Raw genomic sequence first — 20,171 nt, forward strand, 5'->3', positions numbered from 1 at the left:
ATCTCGTTTCAAGAGTGAGGCTTATTCTGGTCAGGCCGCCGCGCCCCGCCCCGCAGGCTGCTGTTCGGCGCTAAGTTGTGCGGCGGCCGACGGCTGAACAAGCCTCAGGGAGGGCTGTAGCGTGACTTCCGTGGACGTCGACACGCGCCCGTTCCGGCAGCGCCTGCTGGACGGGCTGGCCGCGTCGATCACCGAGGACGGCTTCCGCGACACGACGGTCGCCGACATCGTCCGCCGCGCGCGCACGTCCCGCCGGACGTTCTACGAACACTTCACCAGCCGCGAAGAGTGTCTGATCGCGTTGCTGGCGGAGGCGAACCGCTCGATGATCCAGCAGATCTCCGACGCTGTCGACCCGGCCGCGCCCTGGGCGCTCCAGGTGCGTCAGGCGATCGAGGCGTGGATCGCGTGCGCGGAGTCCGAGCCGGCGATCACGCTGAGCTGGATCCGCGACGTACCGGCCCTGGGCGCCCCGGCCCGCGACCTGCAGCGCGACGCGATGGAGGGCTTCATCGCGATGACGCAGCGCCTGACGGACACCCCGGAGATGCGCGCGGCGGGAATCAGCCCGCCGTCCCGCCAGCTGTCGATCATGCTGCTGGGCGGGCTGCGCGAGCTGATCGCGACCACTGTCGAGGACGGCGGCCGGGCTGGTGACGTCACCGAGTTGGCTGTGCGGGCGTCGATCGCTTTGCTCGGCCCGGCCTGATCGTGAGTGTTCAGGCGGGTTAGCACCCACCTGAACACTCACGACCGGCTACGCGTCGAGATCCTGGGCGATGAGTTCGGCCAGCGCGTCGACGGACTCCCGCGCCGAGTCGCCCTCCGCGGTCAGCTCGACCTCGTCGCCGAACGCCGCGCCCAGGGTCATCAGCCCCAGGACACTCGCGGCGTCGACCGAATCCCCGGCCACCCCGCCGGTGATCTTCGCTATCCGAACCTTCGCCGGCTGACCGGCGGCCGTCTTGGCGACCAAGCCCGCCGGCCGGGCGTGGAGCCCGACACTGCTGGCGACGAGCGTGCGGCGTTGGTACACAGTGGACTCCTTCACGCGTTGACGGTCTGGGTCGGAACCGCGGCGGTGCGCTCGGCCGCGCGGAACCGCACCTGCTTGAGCGCGATCACCGAGCCGGCGGCGACCAGGGTCCCGGCGATCAGCGCCACCAGGAACAGCAGTGGGCTGCCGATCAGCGGGAGGACGAAGATGCCGCCGTGCGGGGCGCGCAGCGTCGCGCCGAACGCCATCGACAGCGAGCCCGTCACCGCCGAACCCAGCATGATCGACGGGATCACCCGGAACGGGTCCGCCGCCGCGAACGGGATCGCGCCCTCGGTGATGAACGACGCGCCCAGCAGCCACGCCGCGCGGCCGTTCTCGCGCTCGGCCTCGGTGAACAGCTTCTTCCGGACCGTCGACGCGAGCGCCAGGGCCAGCGGCGGCACCATGCCGGCCGCCATCACCGCGGCCATGATCTGCAGCGACCCGGTGGCGCCGGTCGTCAGGCCGCCGACCGCGAAGGCGTACGCCGCCTTGTTGACCGGACCGCCCATGTCGAATGCCATCATCAGGCCGAGCAGCGCGCCCAGCAGCACCGCGCTGGCGCCGCTGAGGCTGTTGAGCCAGTTCGTCAGCCCGCTCGTCGCGGCCGCCATCGGCTTGCCGACCACGACGTACATCAGCACACCGACCACAATGGACCCGAGCAGCGGGTAGACGACCACCGGCATGATCCCGCGCATCGCCTTCGGCACCTGGATCTTCTTCAACGCCAGCACGACGCCACCGGCCAGCAGACCGGCGACCAGGCCGCCGAGGAAGCCGGCGCCGACCGTGACGGCGATCGCGCCGCCCACGAAACCGGGCGCGATGGCCGGGCGGTCGGCCATCGCGAACGCGATGAACCCGGCCAGCACGGGCACCAGGAACTTGAAGGCGGCGCTGCCGATCTGGAACATCAGCGCGGCCCATCCCGCCACCGAACCGGCGTCGAAGTGCTCGGTGACCGCGGGGGCGTCGGAAATCTTGTAGCCCCCGAGTGCGAAACCGAGCGCGATGAGAAGCCCACCGGCGGCGACGAACGGGATCAGGTAGCTGACGCCGGTCATCAGCCACTGGCGGACCTTGGTGCCGGCCTTGTCGTTCGCACCGACCTTCGTGGCCAGTTCCGGAGCGGCAGCGGGTGCGACGGGCTCGCGGGCCGCGGCCTTCGCGCGTTCGAACAACCCGGCCGCGTCGTTGATCGCGGCCTTGACCGGCGCCTCGACGATCGGCTTGCCCGCGAACCGGTCGCGGCCCTGCACGGCGAGGTCCGCGGCGAAGATGACGGCGTCCGCGCTCGCGATGTCCTCGGCGGACAGCGGCTCGGACCCGGCCGAACCCTGGGTCTCGACGACGATCGTGTCGCCGTTGGCCTTCGCGGTCTGCTCCAGCGACTCGGCGGCCATGTAGGTGTGCGCGATGCCGGTGGGGCACGCGGTGATGGCGACGAACTTCATGGTCAGGACACCTCCTGGCGGATGTACGAAGCGACGGCGCCGGCGTCGGTGGCGTCCAGGAGGTTCTGCTTGAACTCCGCCCGGACGAGCCGGCGGGCGAGGGCGGCCAGGACCTTGAGGTGGTCGCTGCCGCCGCCCTCCGGTGCGGCGATGAGGAAGATCAGCGTCGCCGGGCCGTCCGGCGCGCCGAAGTCGACGCCCGCGGCGCTGCGGCCGAACGCCAGCGTCGGGGCGGTGACCGCGGCCGAGCGGCAGTGCGGGATGCCGATGCCGCCTTCGAGCCCGGTGGCCATCTGCTCCTCGCGGGCGGCGACGTCCTTGAGGAACAGGTCGAGGTCGGTCACCCGCCCGGCGTCGACGAGCCGCTGCGCGAGCGCCCGGGTGGCGCTCTGCTTGTCGGCGGCGTCGAGGCCGAGGTCGACCAGGTCGGCGGTGATCAGGTCTGGGGTGGTCATGCGGCGGCTCCGCTGAGGGTGAGGGTGGGGTCGGCGTCGAGCACGCGCACCTGGTCCGGGTGCACGTCGTGGGGGGTGGGCATGCGGCTGCCCTCCTGCGTGACCGCGGCGGTGCCGTAGGCGACCGCGGTCCGCAGGGCTCGGGGGCCGGTCCCTCCCGCGTGGAGGAACCCGGCGAGTGCGGCGTCTCCGGCGCCGACGGTGCTGCGCACGGCGACCAGCGGGCCGAGCGCGTGGCAGGTTTCGGTTTCCCCGACGAGGACCGCGCCGCGCGCGCCCAGGCTGACCAGCACGGTGCCGACGCCCCCGGAGATCAGCTCGCGGCAGAAGGCGACGACGTCGCCGAGCAGCGGCAGCGGGCGGCCGGCGAGCTCGACCAGCTCGTCGAGGTTCGGTTTCAGCAGGTCCGGTCCGCCCGCGCAGGCGGCGGCGAGCGGCGCGCCGGACGAGTCGACGGCGACCTTCGCGCCGGCGTCGTGCGCGAGTTTCGTGAGCCGCGCGTAGAAGTCGTCGGGCACGCCGGCGGGCAGGCTTCCGCAGCACACCAGCCATTCGCCGCGCGCGGCCAGCTCGACGGCGCGGCGCTCGAGCGTCGCCAGCTCGGCGGGGGAGATCTCCGGGCCCGGCTCGTTGATCTTCGTCGTGGTCCCGTCGGCTTCGACGAGCGTGATGTTGCTGCGGGTCGTCCCGGCGATCGGCACGGCGACGACCGGGACGCCCTCGGGGGCCAATAGGTCGGCCAGGCGGTCGCCGACGAGGCCGCCGGCGGGCAGGAGCGCGACGGTCGGGGTGCCGGCGGCGGCCAGCGCGCGGGCGACGTTGACGCCCTTGCCGCCCGGATCGAGCCGCACGGCTTCGGCCCGGTTGACCTCGCCGCGGCGCAGGTCGGCCAGCCGCGCGGTCCGGTCGAGGCTCGGGTTCGGGGTCACGGTGACGATCACGCCAGCACCACCTCCGGGCCCGCTTCTTCGAGTTCGGCCACGGCACCGGCGTCGAGGCCGCTGTCGGTGACCAGGACGTCGATCTCGGCCAGCCGCGCGAACCGGCTGAGCTGGTCGGTGCCGTACTTGCTGTGGTCGGCCAACAGCACCCGCTTGCGGGCGGCGGCGACCACCGCGGCCTTCACCGCGGACTCGGCCATGTCCGGCGTCGTGCAGCCGTGCTCGGCGGAAAAGCCGTTGGCGCCGAGGAAAGCGACGTCGACGAGCAGCCCGTCGAGCGCGTGCAGCGTCCACGCCTCGACGGCGGCGAGGGTCGTCCCGCGGACGCGGCCGCCGAGGATGTGCAGCGTGATCCCGGGGCGGGTGGCGAGGATCGAGGCGACCGGGATCGAGTTGGTGATGACGCTCAGCTCGCGGTCGGCGGGCAGCAGCGTCGCGAGCCTGCTGGTGGTCGTGCCCGCGTCGAGCAGGATCGAGCCGCGGTCGGGCACGAGGTCCAGCGCCGCGCGGGCGATCGCGTCCTTCTCGGCGGCGTTCGTCTGGTCCCGTTGTGCCACTTCGGGTTCGAAGTCGAGCCGCTCGACGGCGACCGCGCCGCCGTAGACGCGGCGGACGACGCCCTGGCGTTCGAGGACGCCGAGGTCGCGGCGGATGGTCTCGGGGGCGACACCGAGTTCGGTGGCGACGTCGTTGACGTCGACCCGGCCGTCGCGACGTGCGCGTTGCGCCAGGAGCTGATGCCGTTCGGCGGCGTACATGCCCGTTCCTCTCCGAGGTTTGCCCGTTGCAGTTTGATTGTGCCCGTTGTTACCGTAGTGTCAATCCCCAGTTACGAGATCCTTTGCTCCCGGAGGTCCCGCCATGCAGTTGTCCGGAGTCGGAGTCAGCCCCGGCCGGGTCGCCGGTCCGCGCGTAGTCGTGGTCGCTGACCTGCGAGAACCCGCTTCTTCGCCGGCTCCGGACGATCTTTCGGCGGAAGCGGGCAGGATCGGGCCGGCGGCGGAAGCGGTCGCGGCTTCGCTGTCCGATCGTGCCCGTTCCGTGTCCGGAGATGCCCGGTCGGTCCTCGAGACGACGGCGGCGATGGCCGCGGACCCGGCCTTGGTCGCGTCCGCCTCGGAGCTCGTCCGCACCCGGTCGCTGCCGGCGCCGCGCGCGGTCTGGGAAGCGGCGGGGGACTTCATCACCGCGTTGCGCGCGGCCGGTGGCTACATGGCCGAACGCGCCGCGGACGTCGCCGATGTCCGCGACCGGATCATCGCCCGGCTGCTGGGGTCGGCGCCGCCGGGTGTCCCGGAGCTGACGTCGCCGAGCGTCTTGGTGGCGCGCGACCTCGCGCCGGCCGACACCGCCGGCCTCGACCCGGACCTCGTCCTCGCGCTGGTGACGGAGGAAGGCGGCCCGACGAGCCACACGGCGATCCTGGCGCGGGCGCTCGGTATCCCGGCGGTCGTCGCGTGCGCGGGCGTCCTCGACCTGGCCGGACCCGGCCTCGTGGTCGACGGTTCCGCGGGCACGGTCTCGCCGTCCGACGGCGTCGTTTCGGCACCGGCTCGCGCCGCGCGTGCGTCCTGGGACGGCGTCGGGCGGCTCGCCGACGGCCACCGCGTGAAGCTGCTGGCGAACGTGGGGTCACCCGCCGACGCCCGCGCGGCCGCCGCGGCCGGCGCCGAGGGGATCGGCCTGTTCCGCACGGAATTCTGCTACCTGTCGGCGAACGCCGAGCCGACGGAGTCCTCGCAGCGGGCGTCCTACGCCGCGGTGCTGGAGCCGTTCGCCGGCAAACCGGTCGTCGTCCGGACCCTGGATGCCGGTTCGGACAAACCGCTCGCGTTCCTGGACATGGGTGCGGAACCGAACCCGGCGCTGGGCGTGCGCGGCCTGCGCGTCGCGTTCGACCGGCCGGACCTGCTGGACCGCCAGCTGTCGGCGATCGTGTCGGCGGCCGGCGACGCGGGAGTCGAGCTGTCGGTGATGGCCCCCATGGTGGCGACGGTTTCCGAGGCGGCGTGGTTCGCCTCGCGTGCCCGGGCGGCCGGGGTTCCCCGGGTGGGCGTGATGATCGAGATCCCGGCGGCGGCGTTGTGCGCGGCTTCGATCCTCGCGGAAGTCGACTTCGTGTCCCTGGGCACGAACGACCTGTCCCAGTACGTCTTCGCGGCCGACCGCCAGCTCGGCGCGGTGGCCGCGCTGAACGACCCGCACCAGCCGGCGTTGCTGCGGTTGGTGGAGATGGTGGCTTCGGCGGGAGCGGCGGCGGGAAAGCCGGTGGGCGTCTGCGGCGAGGCGGCGGCGGATCCGTCGTTGGCGGGCGTTCTGGTCGGGCTGGGCGTGACGTCGTTGTCGATGAACGCGGTGGCGCTGGCCGGTGTCGGGGCGGCCCTGCGCGAGGTGGATCTCGCCGGGTGCCGCGCGTTAGCTTGAGGGCATGGAAAGCGACAACAGCCGGAGCGTGTTCGACGTCCTCGCCGAGGCCGCGGCCCTGCCCTCGACCGCCACGACGATGCTGGTGGACAAGTACTTCGTCGACAAGCCCGCGGCCAGCGCGCGGATCTTCCGGATCTACCGCGAAGTTCCGCTCCACTACCACGAGGGTTGCGACGAACACCTCTACCTGCTCAGCGGCGGCGGCACGTTCCACCTGGACGGCGAGGAGTTCGAGGCGCGGCCGGGGATGTTCCTCTGCTTCGAACGCCGGAAGGTCCACGGTTTCCCCCGGATCACCGCCGAACCCCTCGTGGTGCTGGCGATCGACGTCCCGCGGCGGCGTCCGGACGACATCGTCTTCGTCGACCCCGCCGAAGGTGACGCCCGGACGTTCATGGCCCGCAACGCCTGAATCTCAAATTGCGACAGCCGGGCGGCTTCCGCGGTCCTAGCGTCGAAAGCGGCCGGGCCCGGCCACGCGAGCCGGGCGGCCGACGGAGGCGACGATGAAGGCGCTGGTCTACCACGGTCCGGGCGCGAAGGCTTGGGAAGACGTCCCGGACGCCGTCGTCGAAGAGCCGACCGACGTCGTCGTGCGGGTCGACACGACCACCATCTGCGGCACCGACCTGCACATCCTGCAGGGCGACGTCGCCGCGGTCACCGACGGCCGGATCCTCGGGCACGAAGCGGTCGGCACGGTGACCGCCGTCGGGGACGCCGTCCGCGCGTTCGCGGTGGGGGACCGGGTGCTGGTGCCGGCGATCACCCAGTGCGGGCGCTGCGAGTACTGCGGGCGCGGGATGCCGTCGCACTGCCAGACGGTCGGCGGGATCGGCTGGATCTTCGGGCACCTCATCGACGGCACGCAGGCCGAGCTCGTGCGGGTTCCCTTTGCGGACACGTCGTTGTACGCGGTGCCGCCGGAGGTCACCGACGAGCAGGCGATCTTCCTGGCGGACTCGCTGCCGACGGGCTACGAGGTCGGCGTGCTGGCCGGCCGCGTCCGCCCGGGCGACGCGGTGGCGGTGGTCGGCGCCGGCGCGGTCGGCCTCGCGGCGATCCTGACCACGGGACTGTGGGGCGCGGCGAAGGTGATCGCGGTGGACTCCAACAAGTTCCGGCTGGAGAAAGCCCTGGAGTTCGGCGCGACGGACGCGTTCGAAGCGGGTCCGGGCGTGCTCGAGGACGTCCGGTCGCTGACCGACGGCCTGGGCGTGGACGTCGCGATCGAAGCGGTCGGCTACCCGGAGACGCTCCGCACGGCGGCGTCCCTGGTCCGGCCCGGCGGCCGCATCGCGAACATCGGCGTCCACGGCGTCCCGGTCGAGCTGCCGATGCAGGAGATGTGGATCCAGAACCTCACGCTGACGATGGGACTGGTGGACACGGTGTCGATCCCCACGCTGCTGAAGATGGTGGCCTCGGGCCGCATCCCGGCCGAGCGCATGGGCACCCACCGGTTCACCTTCGCGCAGATGGAGGAGGCGTACGAGGTGTTCGGCAACGCGGCGGCGAACTCGGCGCTGAAGGTGGTCATCACGCCTTAGGTGACGGTGGGATCGCCGAGCCCGAGCTCGGGCGGCCGGCCCCGCCGGCTGACGACGACGGCCGCGGACCCGAACGGGGACGCGGAGACGCCCGGCCGCGACATCTCGAGCCGGAGCTTCAGGGCACCGGTGACGTCGAGATCGATCGCGGCCGGCTTCCCGACGGCCACGTCGTGCTCGGATCGCGGCCTGCCGTCGAGGAGCACGCGGACGCGGCCGACCTGGAACCGGTCGGCCGCTTCGTCGAGCACCCCGGCCACGGTGGAAAACCGCCGGTAATGGCCGCCGAGGTCGAGTTCGACGAACCCGGTCCCGGAGGTCGCGGTCGCGGCCGGCCGCAGGACGATGCTGTGCTCGTACCGCACGTCGCCGATCGACGCCGCGCCACGGCGGATCCCTTGGCTGGCGCAGGTCCAGGGGAGATCGCTCGCGAGGATCGGCTGCGCCTCCGACGATCCGCCGAGCCACCGGCCGCGCGGGGGTATCGGGTGCTTTCCCCGGCCGGTGATCGCGGCGAGCAGGTCGGCGACGCCTTCGTCGCTGATCTCCCCGATCTCGTACCGCGTCATCGAGTAGGGGTTGAGGAACGCCGGGATGTGGTCGATCGACCCGCCGGGCAGCACGACCGGGAGGATCCGCCGGGTGCCGTCCTCGATGTCCTGGGTCACCTTGTTGCGGAGCAAGGCGGATTCGAACTGGGCGCCGCGTCCTTCGTCCGGCGGCGCGTCACCGTCGGCGCGCGCCCGGTAGAGGGGAGAGGCCACAGCGACGACGAAGTCCGCCGCCTTGATGTTCCGGGTGGCCCACAGCGACCAGTCGATGCGGTGGTTGTCGTCCCACTGGTCGAGCACGACCTCGAGGCCGATCCGGCTGCGCAGCAAGGTCGCGAACCGCCGGACCTGGTCCTTGTGGTCCTCGGTGTCGTGCGAGTAGCTGAAGAACACCCGGGGCGCTTCACGGTCGGACATCGGTTTTCCCCCTCGGGATCGGTCGGTGATTCACCGATCCGGGAGATCGGTATTCCGCAAGCGCTTCGCGGCATGGCGATCCGCTTTGGTGTCATCTATCCGCGCCGGGAAGATTTGTCAAGATGCATTCTCCGGTGGCACTTGAGGGGTGGCCAGTTATTGTCCTGAATTTGTCAGGTTTCGCGCCTTCTTCGTCGGCGCGTAGCGGATCTAGGATGACATTCGCCTGGTGGGGGAGCGGTGAGGAGCGTCGGCACGCGTGTACGAGTACGACGTCTTCATCAGCTACCGGCGCGGTGCGAGCGACATATCCGAGTGGATTCGCCACCATTTTCACCCGCGCCTGGCCGAAGTGCTCGACAACAACCTCTACGAGGACGTCAAGATTTTCTTCGACGACCAGGTGCGCACCGGGGAGAGCTGGCCGGACGAACTGAGTTCGGCGTTGCTGCGTTCCCGCGTGCTCGTGCCGGTGTTCTCGCCGAAGTACTTCCGGGACGAGCTGTGCCTGGCCGAGTGGTATTCGATGGCGGACCGCGAGGCGCTGGGCGCCGGGCGGTCCCTGATCTACCCGGTGATCTTCTGCGACTCGCAGCACTTCCCCCACTGGGCCCACGCCCGGCGGCCGCGCGACTTGCAGCAGTGGAACCACCCGTTCGAGCACTTCCAGACCGCGCCGGCCTACCTCGACTTCAACCAGCAGATCAAGCAGATCGCCGCGGAGCTGGAGGAGCTCATCGAACGAGCGCCCGAGTGGCGGGACGACTGGCCGCTGCGCACCCCGGACCCCGAACCGTCGACGCGGGCACGAAGGCCGAGGTTCTGACCGATGCCGGGAACGATCTTCACCTTCTACTCCTACAAGGGCGGGGTCGGCCGGAGCTTCACGCTGGCCAACATCGCCGTGCTGCTCGCCCGGTGGGGCCACCGCGTCCTGTGCCTGGACTGGGACCTTGAGGCGCCGGGCCTCGGCGACTACTTCCGGCCGCGGCTGCCCGCGCGGCCGAGCGGCGGCGTGGTCGACCTGGTCGACGATTTCCGGCAGGGCCGGTTCGAGCCGGAGGCGCACGTCCAGCGGCTGAGGGACGTCGGTGTCCTCGACTTCCTCGCCGCGGGTCGCGAGGAGTCGGGATACGTCGGTCAGGTGCAGGAGATCGACTGGGACCGCCTGTACGAAGACGGGTTCGGCGAATACCTCGAGAAGTGCCGCGAGCAGTGGATCGCGCGCTACGACTTCGTCCTCGTCGACAGCCGCACCGGGATCTCCGACATCGGCGGGATCTGCACGGCGCACCTTCCCGACCACCTCGTTCTGCTGTTCACGGCCAACCGGCAGAGCATCCTCGGTGCCGTGGACGCGGCCCGGCGCGCGGACGCGGCGCGCAACCTGCTGCCCTTCGACCGCTCGCGGCTGACCGTCCTGCCCGTGCTGTCGCGGTTCGACAACCGGGAGGAGTACGACCGGTCGGAGACCTGGCGCGGCATCGTCGTCGAGGAGACGGCCGAGCTGTACCGGACCTGGCTGGACCAGACCGTCGAGCCGGCGACCATGGCCCGCCACCTCACCCTGCCGTACGTGTCGTACTGGAGTTTCGGCGAGCAGCTGCCGGTGCTTTCGGAACAGACACCGAGCGCCGACCAGATCGGGTTCGCCCTCGAGACGGTCGCGGCGGTGATCGCCTGCCGGCTCGACCGCACGGATCTGCTCGCGGAGAACCGCGACGCGTACGTCGCCGCCGTGCGCACGAGCCGGCGGGAGTTCAAGCACGAGTTGCGCGTCAGCATCCCGCGTTCCTTGGTCGGCACGGCCAACGAGCTGGTCTCCGCCCTGAAGAAGGAGGGCATCCGGGTGGTGAGGTCGCTTTCCGGCGACCGGTCCCTGCTCGCGCGAGCCGAAGACGACGCGCGGCACCTGTGCCTGCTGGTCGACGGCAAGGTGAGCCGCTGGCAGTCCGCGGAGGTCGAGCTGTTCCTGCACCGCACGCTGGGTCAGGACCGCCGCGTGATCCCGGTGCTCACCACGGGCACCGACGCGGCCGCGCTGCCGGGTTACGTCGGCAACCTCCGATACCTGCGCCTCGGTGGCTCACGCGGTCCGGACGAGGTGGCCCGCGACCTGGTCGGCCAGCTGAAGGGCGTCACGTCGCTGGTCGACGCGGACGACGACGTGGACCTGGTGACGCTGCTCGGCCAGGCCCGCACGGCCCGGCTGCGCCCGTCGCGGTGGGAACTCGTCGACGAGCTGGTGACCGCGCTGCAGACGGCCGTCGGGGCCGGGGACGGCGGCCGCGCTCGCGACCTCGCGGCGGACCTGGCGGTGGCGGTCAAACCCCGCGCTCCGAACGGCGACGACCGGCACGCGGCACCCCCGGGAGTCCGCCAGTCGATCGACTGGCTCCTGCGGACGCTCGACGTCCGCGCCCAGACCACGGCGAAACCGAACCACCGGAAGGATCTCGGATGACCGACCGCTTGGCGCACAAGCAGATCGCGGCGATGTTCACGCTGATGGTGCTGGGCCGGGAGGTGCCCAACCAGGAACTGGAGGAAGTCGTCGGGTTCACCCTCACCGGCCCCGAACGCACCGGCTTGAAAGACCTCGGGTACATCCTGAGCGACCGCACCGGACCGCGGCGCAGCTACGTGCACCAGCTGAGCGACGACGGCTGGGCGTGGTGCGAGAAGGAGCTGTCGGAGAGCGGCCCGCCCCCGCAACGAGGGCAGAGCCCGCTGGCCTCGGCGTTGTACGTCCTGCTCGGTGGCCTGAACGAGTACCTCCGGCGGGAGGACAAGCGGCTGTTCGAGGTTTTCGGGCCCGCGGTCGAAACCCCGGTCGACGCCCCGCCCGCGCCCGAGGGCGACCTCGAGACCCGGATTCGCGTCGCCTACTCCGAACTCGTGCGGGAACCGCGTGGCTGGGTAGCGCTGGTGGATCTGCGGCCCAAGCTCGGCGCGCCCGCGAGCGAGGTCGATGCCGTCCTGAAGGAACTGAGCCGCACGGGCAAGGCGCACCTCGTGCCGGAGGACAACCGCAAGGTGCTCACCCCCGCCGACCGCGAGGCGGCGATCCGCATCGGCGGTGAGGACAACCATCTGCTCTCGATCGAGGCGTTGTGATGGACGAGCTGAAGGCACTGGCGACGCTCAGCTTCGACTGGGCGGACACGCCGGACCACGTCTGGCGGGACTCGCCGTACCACGTGGACGGGTTGCACGCCGACGCGCTGGCCGCGCTCGACACCGGTATCCGGGAGGCCGCCGCCAGTGGCGGTCCCAGTCCGATCGGGCTGGTCCTGCGCGGGCTGAAAGGGGTCGGCAAGACCCACCTCCTGGGTCTCGTCCGGCGCCAGGTGCACATGTCGAGGGGCTACTTCTTCCTCGACGACGTCACCGCGGCCGAGGCGTTCTGGGAGAACACGGCCGAGGCACTGCGCCGCGGGCTGACCCGCCCGGACGACTCGGGTGACTCACAGCTGAAGAGCTTCCTGCTGCGCGTCTGCCTGCGAGCCCACGTGGACGCCGAAGTCGAGGCGAGGATCCGGCGCGGACGTGGAGTGACCGCGGACGACGTCGAGGCGTTCGTCGACGGCGTGTCGTCGCTCAACGAGATGGTCGGCGACGAGTGCGGGGACACCGCCCGCGCCCTGGTGCTCATCGCCAGCCGGGACCGGGGCGTCAAGTACATCGGCGAGGACTACCTGGACGGGGACGCCGAGCTCACGTCCGAAGCCCGGACGTGGAACATCTATTCGCGGCCGAAACCCGCCCGCGTCCTCGTGCAGGAGATCACCCGCCTGCTCGCGCTGACCGGGCCGGTCGTCATCGCCGTGGACCAGCTCGACACCCTCGTCGCCCGGTCGATGAAGCGCACCGAGGCGACCGGGGACAGCGCCGAAGAGGACCTGCTCGTCGCGCGGATCGCCGACGGGCTCATGGGCCTGCGGGAGGTCACCCACAAGACGCTCACCGTCCTGGCCTGCTTGCCCAGCACCTGGGAGCAGATCAAGACGAAGGCGGCCGGCACGGTACCCGACCGCTTCCGCGAGTCGGTGACGCTCGGCCGGATCACCGACGCGCGCATCGGCCGGGCGCTGGTGGAGAAGCGGCTCGGGGTGGTCTACGAGTCCCTGGACTTCACGCCTTCGTACCCCACGTGGCCCGTCGCGCCCGAGGCGTTCGAGGGTCCTTGGGACCAGTGGACGCCGCGCGAGCTGTTGAAGCGCATCGGTGCGCACATCGACGTCTGCCTGCGCGCCGGCCAGGTCCGCGAGCTGACTTCCTTCGACGAGAAGGTGCAGGTGCCGGTCGTCGCCGCGCGCACCGCGGTGGAGAACGACCGGTTCGCCGAACTCGACGCGGAGTTCGAAACCCTGCGAGGGGGAGCGGACCCGGGCGCGCTGCTCGCCGAGAAGACCGTGGACAAGGTCATGCCCGACCTGCTCTCCGCGGCGCTGCGGTGCTGGGTCACGGAAGTCGGCGACGACGACATGGAGTGGTCGTGCGAACGCCAGAACGGCCGGAGCGAAGTGCACGCCTGGCTCACTCGGACTCTCGAGGAGAAAGCGGATCTCCAGGAGCACTGGGTGTTCCGGGTGATCGCCGCCCGCGACCCCCGGGCGGCGCTGAGCCGGTTCCGGAAGGCCCGGTCCGCGGCGGGGCAGCTGCAGGGAGCCGACAACCGGCACCTCGTGATCCTGCGGGAGGCTTGGGGCCGCGGCGCCAAGACCCGGGAAGAGGTCGCGAAGTTCACGGCCGCGGGCGGGAAGACGATCCGCCTCTCCGACGCCGACGTGAAGACCTTCTGGGCGTTGCAGAAGATGCTCGGCAACGGTGGCCGCGAGCTCCACGAGTGGCTGATCGACCGCCGCCCGGCCAGCCGGTCCGAACTGCTGTCCGCCGTCCTGCCGGAGAAGCCGTCGGGGCAGCTCGCCGAGGAGACCCACCCGCCGCCGGCCGACGGGGAGATCACCCTCGGGACCGTCGTCGGGTCCGGGGAGCCCGTCCGGATCGAGCTCTCCGCCCTTCGCAAGCACGCCGCCGTCTTCGCCGGGTCCGGTTCCGGGAAAACCGTGCTGCTGCGGCGGATCGTGGAGGAGTGCGCCCTGCTGGGGGTCTCCGCGATCGTCCTCGATCCGAACAACGACCTCGCCCGTCTTGGCGACGCCTGGCCCACCCCGCCCGACGCGTGGGGGTCCGAGGACGCCCAGCTGGCGAAGCGGTACCTCGCCGAGACCGACGTCGTCGTCTGGACGCCCGGGCGGGCCACCGGGCGGCCGCTCGCCTTCCAGCCGCTGCCGGACTTCGCCGGCGTTCTCGACGACTCCGACGAGTTCGCCGCCGCCGTCGAGGTGGCCGTCGCGACGCTCGCACCGCAAGCCCGGCTGACCGGCAGCACCGCCAAGACGAACATCGGGCTCGCCGTGCTGCGGCAGGCAGTGGTCCGGCACGCGCGGACCGGGTCGCGCAGCCTGCCGGAGCTGATCGAGCTGCTGACCGAGCTGCCCGAGGACGTCAGCAACCTCAACGACGCCCCGCGCATCGCGGCCGGCCTGGCCGAGGTGCTGAAGGCGGCGATGGTCAACGACCCGCTCTTCGCGGGCGGCGGCGAGCCGGTGGACCCGGGCGCGCTGCTCACCCCGGCGCCCGGCAAGAGGGCGCGCGTGTCGGTGATCAGCTTCGTCGGGCTGCAGGCAGAGGAGCAGCGGCAGAACTTCGTCAACCAGCTGCAGATGGAGCTGTTCGCCTGGATCAAGCGCAACCCGGCGGGCGACCGGCCACTGGGCGCGCTGTTCGTGATGGACGAAGCTCAGACGATGGCCTCGTCGGGCAGCCTGACGGCGAGCACGCGCAGCACGATCGTCCTGGCGTCGCAGGCGCGCAAGTACGGTCTGGGCCTGCTGTTCGCCACCCAGGCACCGAAGGGCCTGCACAACCAGGTGGTCGGCAACGCGATGACGCAGTTCTTCGGCCGCCTCAACAGCCCGGCCCAGATCGCGGCGGCGAACGAACTGGCGCGGGCGAAGGGGAGCCCGGTCGCGGACATCTCCCGGTTGGAACGCGCGCAGTTCTACGTGGCGGGGGAGGCGTTCGGGTTCCGCCAGGTGGCGACCCCACTGTGCCTGTCCCACCACCCGGCGAGTCCCCTGAGGCTGGAGGAGGTCATCGCCCGGGCACGCGACGAGCGGGAGTAGCCGCCGAGCCTGTCGATCCGGCCGCACGTCGTTCGACGTACCGGTGTAGCCCACTTCAGGAGGGAGTCCGCGATGACCGGACCGATCAGGCTCTACATGACCACCTCGCTCGATGGTTTCGTTGCCGGGCCGGATGACCGGCCGGGGCAGGAGATGGGGCGTGGGGGGTTCCGGTTGTTCGACTGGCTGGACGACCGGCACGGCGACGGGCCGAGCGCGCAGGTCGTGGCCGAGGCTACGGCTACCGGGGCGGTGATCTCCGGGCGGCGGACGTTCGAACTGGCCGGCCGCTGGGGTGGCGACCACCACGACGGTGTCCCGATCCACGTCCTGACCCACCACGTCGACCCGTCCGACACGCCGCCCGGGAGCGCGCGGTTCTACACGGATGTGGTGGCGTGCGCGGAAGAAGCGCGCTCGGCGGCGGGTGGCCGCGCCGTCCTGGTGCACGGCGCCGGTGCCGCGCAGGCGTTGCTGAAGGCGGGACTCCTGGACGAGATCGAGCTGCACGTCGTCCCGGTCCTGCTCGGTGGCGGCCGCCGGTTGTTCGGGGAGGGTTCGCCGGTCGAGCTGGAACTCGTGCGGCAGCTCACCGATCGCGACGTCCTCCACCTGCGCTACACCGTGCGCCGCTGACCGGTCCCGGGGGCGCAACCCCGGGACCGGACAGGAGATCAGCCGGCTTCGGGGAAGTGGATGTCGGCCACGTGGACGTCCACCGTCGCGACCTCGAGGCCGAGGTACTCCTCGACCGCTTCGATCACCTGGACGCGGATCTGCTCCGCGAGGGTCTTGACCGCGCGGCCGAACTCGACGACAAGGGTGACGGCGATCGTCGCGACCTCGCCGTCCACCTCGACCGACGTGCCCGCCTCGTCGAGTTCGTGCACACCCTCGGCCGCGCGGGCGACCCGGATGACGATCTTGCTGACCACGCCGTCGGCCACCGTCGTGCTGCCGCGGCTGCCCGCCGCGGGCCGCGCGGCTTCTTCGGTCTCCTCGGCGACGGCGACCGGCGCCTCCGCTTCTTCCTCGACGACGACCGGCGCTTCGGCCTCGTCCGAAACCGCTTCCTCGGTGTCCTGCTCGGACTCCGCGGCTTCTTCGGTCTCCTCGGCGCTGTCCTCTTCGGAGACAGCTTCCTCGTCATCCTCGGCTTCCGCGGCGTCGTCCTCGACCGAGACCTCGGCGGTGTCCTCGACCTCGGCCGGCTCGGAGGGTTCCGCCGCGTCGGCGTCCACGGTCTCCACCGCGTCCACGGTGTCCGTGGCGGTGGTGCCGTACTCGTAGCTCTCTGAACTGGGCGTTTCGTTCTGGGCGCGACCGAAGATGCTGTTGATGACGTCGGACATGATTTCCCCTTTTCGGGATCGTCGACTGCGGATGGGGGACGAGCAGACGGCGACATGATAGGGGCACGCTCGTGATCCACGTCACCGGACCCGAGCTTCGAGACTCGCTTGTGTCCCAACGGATACCCGTTGACTGGACCACTGATCACCCAGCGTCAGGCCGGGTTCGCCGGTCCGTGATCGCGGCCCGGGAATGGCGTCCAGGAATTGTCCACTTTCACCATCCTGGACAATTCCTTCACCCCGTCCGGAATAGACCGAGCGGAATGCTGGAACCGAGGGCCCGGTAGCCCGCCGGGTTCAGGTGCAGGTGGTCACCGACGTCGTAGGCGGGCAGCAGGCGGGTCGGCGCCGCTGGGTCACGGGCCACTCGGTCGAAGTCCAGGACCGCGTCGAAATGGCCGCGGATCCACGCGTTCACCGTGCTCCGTGCCGCTTCTCGTTCCGGCGAGTCGTAGCCCGTGTTGCCGCCGAACGGCGTCAATGTCGCGCCGTACACCTGGATCCCCGCCGCGTGGGCGCGCGTCAGGATCTGGTCGTAGGCGTCGATCAGGTCCGCGGCCGTGGAGGCTGCGGCGGAAGGGGTCGCCGTGCCGATGTCGTTGACGCCCTCGAAGACGATCACCCACGACACGCCGCTCGTCGCCAGCAGGTCGCGGTCCAGCCGGGCCAGGACGTTCGGGCCCAGGCCGTCCTGCAGTACGCGGTTGCCGCCCGCGGCCTGGTTCACGACGGCGGCCGGGACCCGCGAAGCCAGCACATCCGGCCAGCGGTCGTTGCCGTTGGTCGTCGAGCCGCGGCCGTCCGACAGCGAGTCGCCGATCACCGCCACCGCCGACGCCGGGGACAGCACCTCGACGCCGCTCAGGAAGTACCAGTGGTCGACCGGCGTCGCGCCCGGGAGATCGAGCGCGGCCACCTGGTCGCCCGCCATCAAGTAGGACGTCGTGCGCGAGCCCGGGTGCGAAGTGATCGACAGCGACGCCTGGCCGTGCGCCAGGTACGTCGTCACCGTGATGTTCTCGAACGGGCGCACCGGGAACGGCAGCGGATCGGACACCACCTGCGCGCCCACTGGCACCGTCGTGGACGGCTTGCCGTGGAACGTCACCGGGACGACGCTGCCCGGAACCACCGCGGACACCCCGGCGGCGCCGGAAACCGGCCGGGCCACCGAAACCGCGGTGAGCGGCAGGGCAGCACCGCCGAAGGCGTTCGAAAACCGCAGCCGGATCCGCGGACCGCCGACGGAAACGTGCGCCGTCTGGCGCAGGGAAGCGTTGTCCAGCACCCGGTCGGTCCCCGTGAACGGCGCCGGCGGCATGTTCGACGGCTCGGTCAGCTGCGGCATCGACGTCCAGGTCGCCACCCAGTGCGACGCCGGCGGATGGCCCGACGCCCCCACGAACAGCGCGGTCAGGACCGCGAGGCAGAGGACCGCCGCCGTGCGCTTCACGACCCGAACTCCGGCGTCATCACCCGCTCGACGCCCACGTGCCGCCGGGAGCCGGTCAGCGTGCAGTGCAGGGTCGCGACGATCCGGTCGCTCGACGTCCCCACCCGCAGCTCGACGTCGCCCGGCTCGACCAGGCGACGGCCCGCCCGGCCGGTGTAGGACGTCAGGTCCGCGTGCAGCCCGATGTCCACCACCACCGTCGCCCCCGGCTCGACCGCGACCCGGCGGGCCGCGATCAGCTGGCGCTCGGGCCGGGCGACCTCCGCGACCGGGTCGTGCAGGTACACCTGGACCACTTCGGACGCTGTCCGCGCGTGGTCGTTGCGCAGGGTCACCCGCACCCGGCACACGCCGTCGGTCGGCCACAGCGAGCCCGTCGCGCTCACGTCGGTCCAGGTCACCGGCGTGTAGGAAAGCCCGTGCCCGAACGGGAACAACGCCGTGGGGTCGACCGTGCTCACCTCGCTGCGGCGAGCGAGCGGAGCGGCGAGGTACGTCGACGGCTGGCTCGCGCCGGCCGCCGGGAAGCTCACCGGCAGCCGCCCGGACGGGTTGATCCGTCCACTGAGGACACCGGCCAGCGCCGGGCCGCCTTCCTCGCCGGGGTAGAACCCGCAGACGACCGCGGCCAGCCGGTCGATCTGCCGCGAAAGCTCGTACGGCCGTCCCGACAGCAGCACCACCACGACCGGCTTCCCCGTGGCGAGCAAGGCTTCCAGGAGCTCCTCCTGGCGGCCCGGCAGCCGCAGATCGGCCGCGTCACAGCCCTCGCCGGACGTCCCGCCGCCGAACAACCCGGCCAGGTCGCCCAGCACCGCCACGCACACGGACGCGGAAGCGCACGCCGCCACGGCCTGGGCGATCCCGTCGTCGTCACCACCGGTCACGGGGCAGCCCAGTGCGTAGGTGACCTCGAAAGACTCCTGCAGCGCCTCGACGACCGTCGGCACCGAAACGCCGAACGGGACGTCCGGGTGGTGGACGCCGACGTGCAGCGGGAAGGAGTAGCAGCCGAGCATCGCGCCGGGCGCGTCGGCACGGGGCCCCACCACGGCGATCGACGCGCCGGGGGAGAGCGGCAGCGTCCCGTCGTTGTGCAGCAGCACGATGGACTTCTCGGCCACCTCGCGGGCGATCGACCGCGACGCGGCGTCGTCGAGATCGATCTCCTCGGGCACCTCGGGCACCCAGTCCGCGTCGAGCAGCCCGAGCTCGCACTTCTGGCGCAGCACGCGCTCGAGGGCGCGGTCGACGGCGGCGGCGTCGACCGCGCCCCCTTCCACCGCGGCGAGCAGCGGCTCGCCGTAGCAGTCCATGGTGGGCAGTTCCACGTCGATCCCGGCGGTCAGCGCCTGCCCGGCCGCGTCGGCCCGGTCGGCCGCGACGCCGTGCAGCCGGTGCAGGAACGCCACGCCGAAGTAGTCGGCGACGACCGTGCCGGTGAAACCGTAGGTGTCCCGCAGCAGGCCCGTCAGCAGCGTCGTGTCGGCGGCGGCCGGCACGCCGTCGGTGTCGTTGTAGGCGCTCATCACCGACCTGGCGCCGGCGCGCAGCGCCAGCTCGAACGGCGGGAGCAGGACGTCCGCGACCTCCCGCGGCCCGGCCGAAACCGGGGCGAGGTTGCGCCCGGCGCGCGAAGCCGAGTAGCCGACGAAGTGCTTGAGCGTGGCGATCACGCCGGCCGACTCGAGCCCGGCGACGTACGCGCTGCCGATCGCGCCGACCAGGTACGGGTCTTCGCCGATGGTCTCTTCGACCCGCCCCCAGCGCAGGTCGCGGGCGACGTCGAGGACCGGTGCCAGTCCCTGGTGCACGCCGAGCCCGCGCATCGTCGCCCCGATGCGCGCGGCCATCCGGCGCACCAGGTCCGGGTCGAAGGTCGCGCCCCACGACAGTGGGGCCGGGTAGATCGTCGCCTGCCACGCGGCCAGTCCGGTCAGGCATTCCTCGTGCACGACGGCGGGGATGCCGAACCGGCCGGCGGAGGTGATCTGCCGCTGGGTGCGCGCGAGGCTGCGCGCGCCGATCACCGGGTCGACCGGCCGGGTCCCGAAGACGCGGGTCAGCTGGCCGATGCCGTGGGGGACGAGCTCGTCGAAGTCGACCGCCGGGTCGTCGAAGTCGTGCTGGTGCGGTGCGACCTCGCCGGCGGAGTCGATGCCCACCCAGATCCCGTAGAGCTGAGCGAGCTTTTCGCGCAGGGTCATCCGCGCCATGAGGGCGCGGACCCGCTCGGCGGGGTCGGCCGCGGGGTCACGCCACGGCTCGGCTGCCGTGGTGGGCTGCGTGGTCAAGGCTTTTCCGCCCTTCGTCAAGGAGCTTTCGGGGGTCCGGG

At 71.7% G+C, this 20,171-nt stretch carries 18 protein-coding genes; 9 read left to right on the forward strand and 9 right to left on the reverse strand.

Annotated elements, in window-relative coordinates; translation table 11 throughout:
• Positions 1 to 121 precede the first annotated feature (121 nt).
• A complete protein-coding gene (locus ACIRSS_RS43845) occupies positions 122 to 709 on the forward strand; it encodes a TetR/AcrR family transcriptional regulator (protein ID WP_400906454.1) in 588 nt (195 codons plus the stop codon).
• Positions 710 to 757: 48 nt separating this feature from the next.
• Here the strand turns inward: ACIRSS_RS43845 and ACIRSS_RS43850 are convergent, their stop codons facing one another.
• The 5 genes from ACIRSS_RS43850 to ACIRSS_RS43870 are packed head-to-tail and all read right to left on the reverse strand — an operon-like array spanning position 758 to position 4,650.
• On the reverse strand, positions 758 to 1,036 hold the full coding sequence (locus ACIRSS_RS43850) for an HPr family phosphocarrier protein (protein ID WP_400907787.1): 279 nt from the start codon (positions 1,034 to 1,036) through the stop codon (positions 758 to 760).
• Positions 1,037 to 1,047: 11 nt separating this feature from the next.
• Positions 1,048 to 2,496, reverse strand: a complete 1,449-nt coding sequence (locus ACIRSS_RS43855; RefSeq protein ID WP_400906457.1) for a PTS fructose transporter subunit IIC — start codon at positions 2,494 to 2,496, stop codon at positions 1,048 to 1,050.
• A gap of 2 nt (positions 2,497 to 2,498) precedes the next feature.
• The gene (locus ACIRSS_RS43860) at positions 2,499 to 2,951 is read right to left on the reverse strand and encodes a PTS sugar transporter subunit IIA (protein ID WP_400906459.1); all 453 of its coding nucleotides are present in this window, start codon (positions 2,949 to 2,951) and stop codon (positions 2,499 to 2,501) included.
• Positions 2,948 to 3,892: a 1-phosphofructokinase gene (pfkB, locus tag ACIRSS_RS43865; RefSeq protein WP_400906462.1), complete on the reverse strand. Its 945-nt coding sequence runs from the start codon at positions 3,890 to 3,892 to the stop codon at positions 2,948 to 2,950. The genes ACIRSS_RS43860 and pfkB overlap by 4 nt, the downstream gene beginning before the upstream one ends.
• A complete protein-coding gene (locus tag ACIRSS_RS43870; RefSeq protein ID WP_400906465.1) occupies positions 3,889 to 4,650 on the reverse strand; it encodes a DeoR/GlpR family DNA-binding transcription regulator in 762 nt (253 codons plus the stop codon). Before ACIRSS_RS43870 ends, pfkB begins: the two co-directional genes overlap by 4 nt.
• Positions 4,651 to 4,753: 103 nt before the next feature.
• Between ACIRSS_RS43870 and ptsP the strand changes: the two genes are divergently transcribed.
• The 3 genes from ptsP (at position 4,754) to ACIRSS_RS43885 (ending at position 7,869) form a co-directional block, all read left to right on the forward strand.
• Positions 4,754 to 6,316 carry a phosphoenolpyruvate--protein phosphotransferase gene (gene ptsP, locus ACIRSS_RS43875; RefSeq protein ID WP_400906468.1) on the forward strand — a complete coding sequence of 521 codons (1,563 nt, stop codon included), beginning with the start codon at positions 4,754 to 4,756 and terminating at the stop codon, positions 6,314 to 6,316.
• A gap of 4 nt (positions 6,317 to 6,320) precedes the next feature.
• Positions 6,321 to 6,731 (forward strand): cupin domain-containing protein, encoded by a 411-nt coding sequence (locus tag ACIRSS_RS43880; RefSeq protein ID WP_400906470.1) that lies wholly within the window; start codon positions 6,321 to 6,323, stop codon positions 6,729 to 6,731.
• A gap of 94 nt (positions 6,732 to 6,825) precedes the next feature.
• A complete protein-coding gene (locus ACIRSS_RS43885) occupies positions 6,826 to 7,869 on the forward strand; it encodes a zinc-binding dehydrogenase (RefSeq protein WP_400906473.1) in 1,044 nt (347 codons plus the stop codon).
• On the opposite strand, the gene ACIRSS_RS43890 is transcribed toward ACIRSS_RS43885, so the two are convergent.
• Positions 7,866 to 8,837: an SEFIR domain-containing protein gene (locus ACIRSS_RS43890; RefSeq protein ID WP_400906476.1), complete on the reverse strand. Its 972-nt coding sequence runs from the start codon at positions 8,835 to 8,837 to the stop codon at positions 7,866 to 7,868. The genes ACIRSS_RS43885 and ACIRSS_RS43890 overlap by 4 nt on opposite strands.
• Before the next feature lie 259 nt (positions 8,838 to 9,096).
• Here ACIRSS_RS43890 and ACIRSS_RS43895 point away from each other — a divergent pair, with 259 nt between their 5' ends.
• From ACIRSS_RS43895 to ACIRSS_RS43915, 5 genes are all read left to right on the forward strand, one after another.
• A complete protein-coding gene (locus ACIRSS_RS43895; protein WP_400906479.1) occupies positions 9,097 to 9,663 on the forward strand; it encodes a toll/interleukin-1 receptor domain-containing protein in 567 nt (188 codons plus the stop codon).
• Positions 9,664 to 9,666: 3 nt separating this feature from the next.
• Positions 9,667 to 11,301, forward strand: a complete 1,635-nt coding sequence (locus ACIRSS_RS43900; protein ID WP_400906482.1) for a CATRA system-associated protein — start codon at positions 9,667 to 9,669, stop codon at positions 11,299 to 11,301.
• A complete protein-coding gene (locus tag ACIRSS_RS43905) occupies positions 11,298 to 11,954 on the forward strand; it encodes a hypothetical protein (protein ID WP_400906485.1) in 657 nt (218 codons plus the stop codon). Before ACIRSS_RS43900 ends, ACIRSS_RS43905 begins: the two co-directional genes overlap by 4 nt.
• Entirely contained in the window at positions 11,954 to 15,028 is a 3,075-nt protein-coding gene (locus ACIRSS_RS43910; protein WP_400906488.1) for an ATP-binding protein, read from the forward strand. Before ACIRSS_RS43905 ends, ACIRSS_RS43910 begins: the two co-directional genes overlap by 1 nt.
• Positions 15,029 to 15,100: 72 nt before the next feature.
• Positions 15,101 to 15,664, forward strand: coding sequence for a dihydrofolate reductase family protein (locus tag ACIRSS_RS43915; RefSeq protein WP_400906491.1), 564 nt, complete (start codon positions 15,101 to 15,103; stop codon positions 15,662 to 15,664).
• Between the two features lie 38 nt (positions 15,665 to 15,702).
• Here ACIRSS_RS43915 and ACIRSS_RS43920 read toward each other — a convergent pair whose 3' ends face one another.
• The 3 genes from ACIRSS_RS43920 to ACIRSS_RS43930 form a co-directional block, all read right to left on the reverse strand.
• Complete coding sequence (locus ACIRSS_RS43920; protein ID WP_400906492.1) at positions 15,703 to 16,380, reverse strand: Asp23/Gls24 family envelope stress response protein; 678 nt, start codon at positions 16,378 to 16,380, stop codon at positions 15,703 to 15,705.
• 238 nt (positions 16,381 to 16,618) lie between these two features.
• Positions 16,619 to 17,836, reverse strand: a complete 1,218-nt coding sequence (locus tag ACIRSS_RS43925; RefSeq protein WP_400906495.1) for an SGNH/GDSL hydrolase family protein — start codon at positions 17,834 to 17,836, stop codon at positions 16,619 to 16,621.
• Positions 17,833 to 20,130 carry a beta-glucosidase gene (locus ACIRSS_RS43930; protein WP_400906497.1) on the reverse strand — a complete coding sequence of 766 codons (2,298 nt, stop codon included), beginning with the start codon at positions 20,128 to 20,130 and terminating at the stop codon, positions 17,833 to 17,835. Before ACIRSS_RS43930 ends, ACIRSS_RS43925 begins: the two co-directional genes overlap by 4 nt.
• Positions 20,131 to 20,171 lie beyond the last annotated feature (41 nt).

Source organism: Amycolatopsis sp. NPDC101161 (assembly GCF_044768185.1).
GTDB lineage: Bacteria > Actinomycetota > Actinomycetes > Mycobacteriales > Pseudonocardiaceae > Amycolatopsis.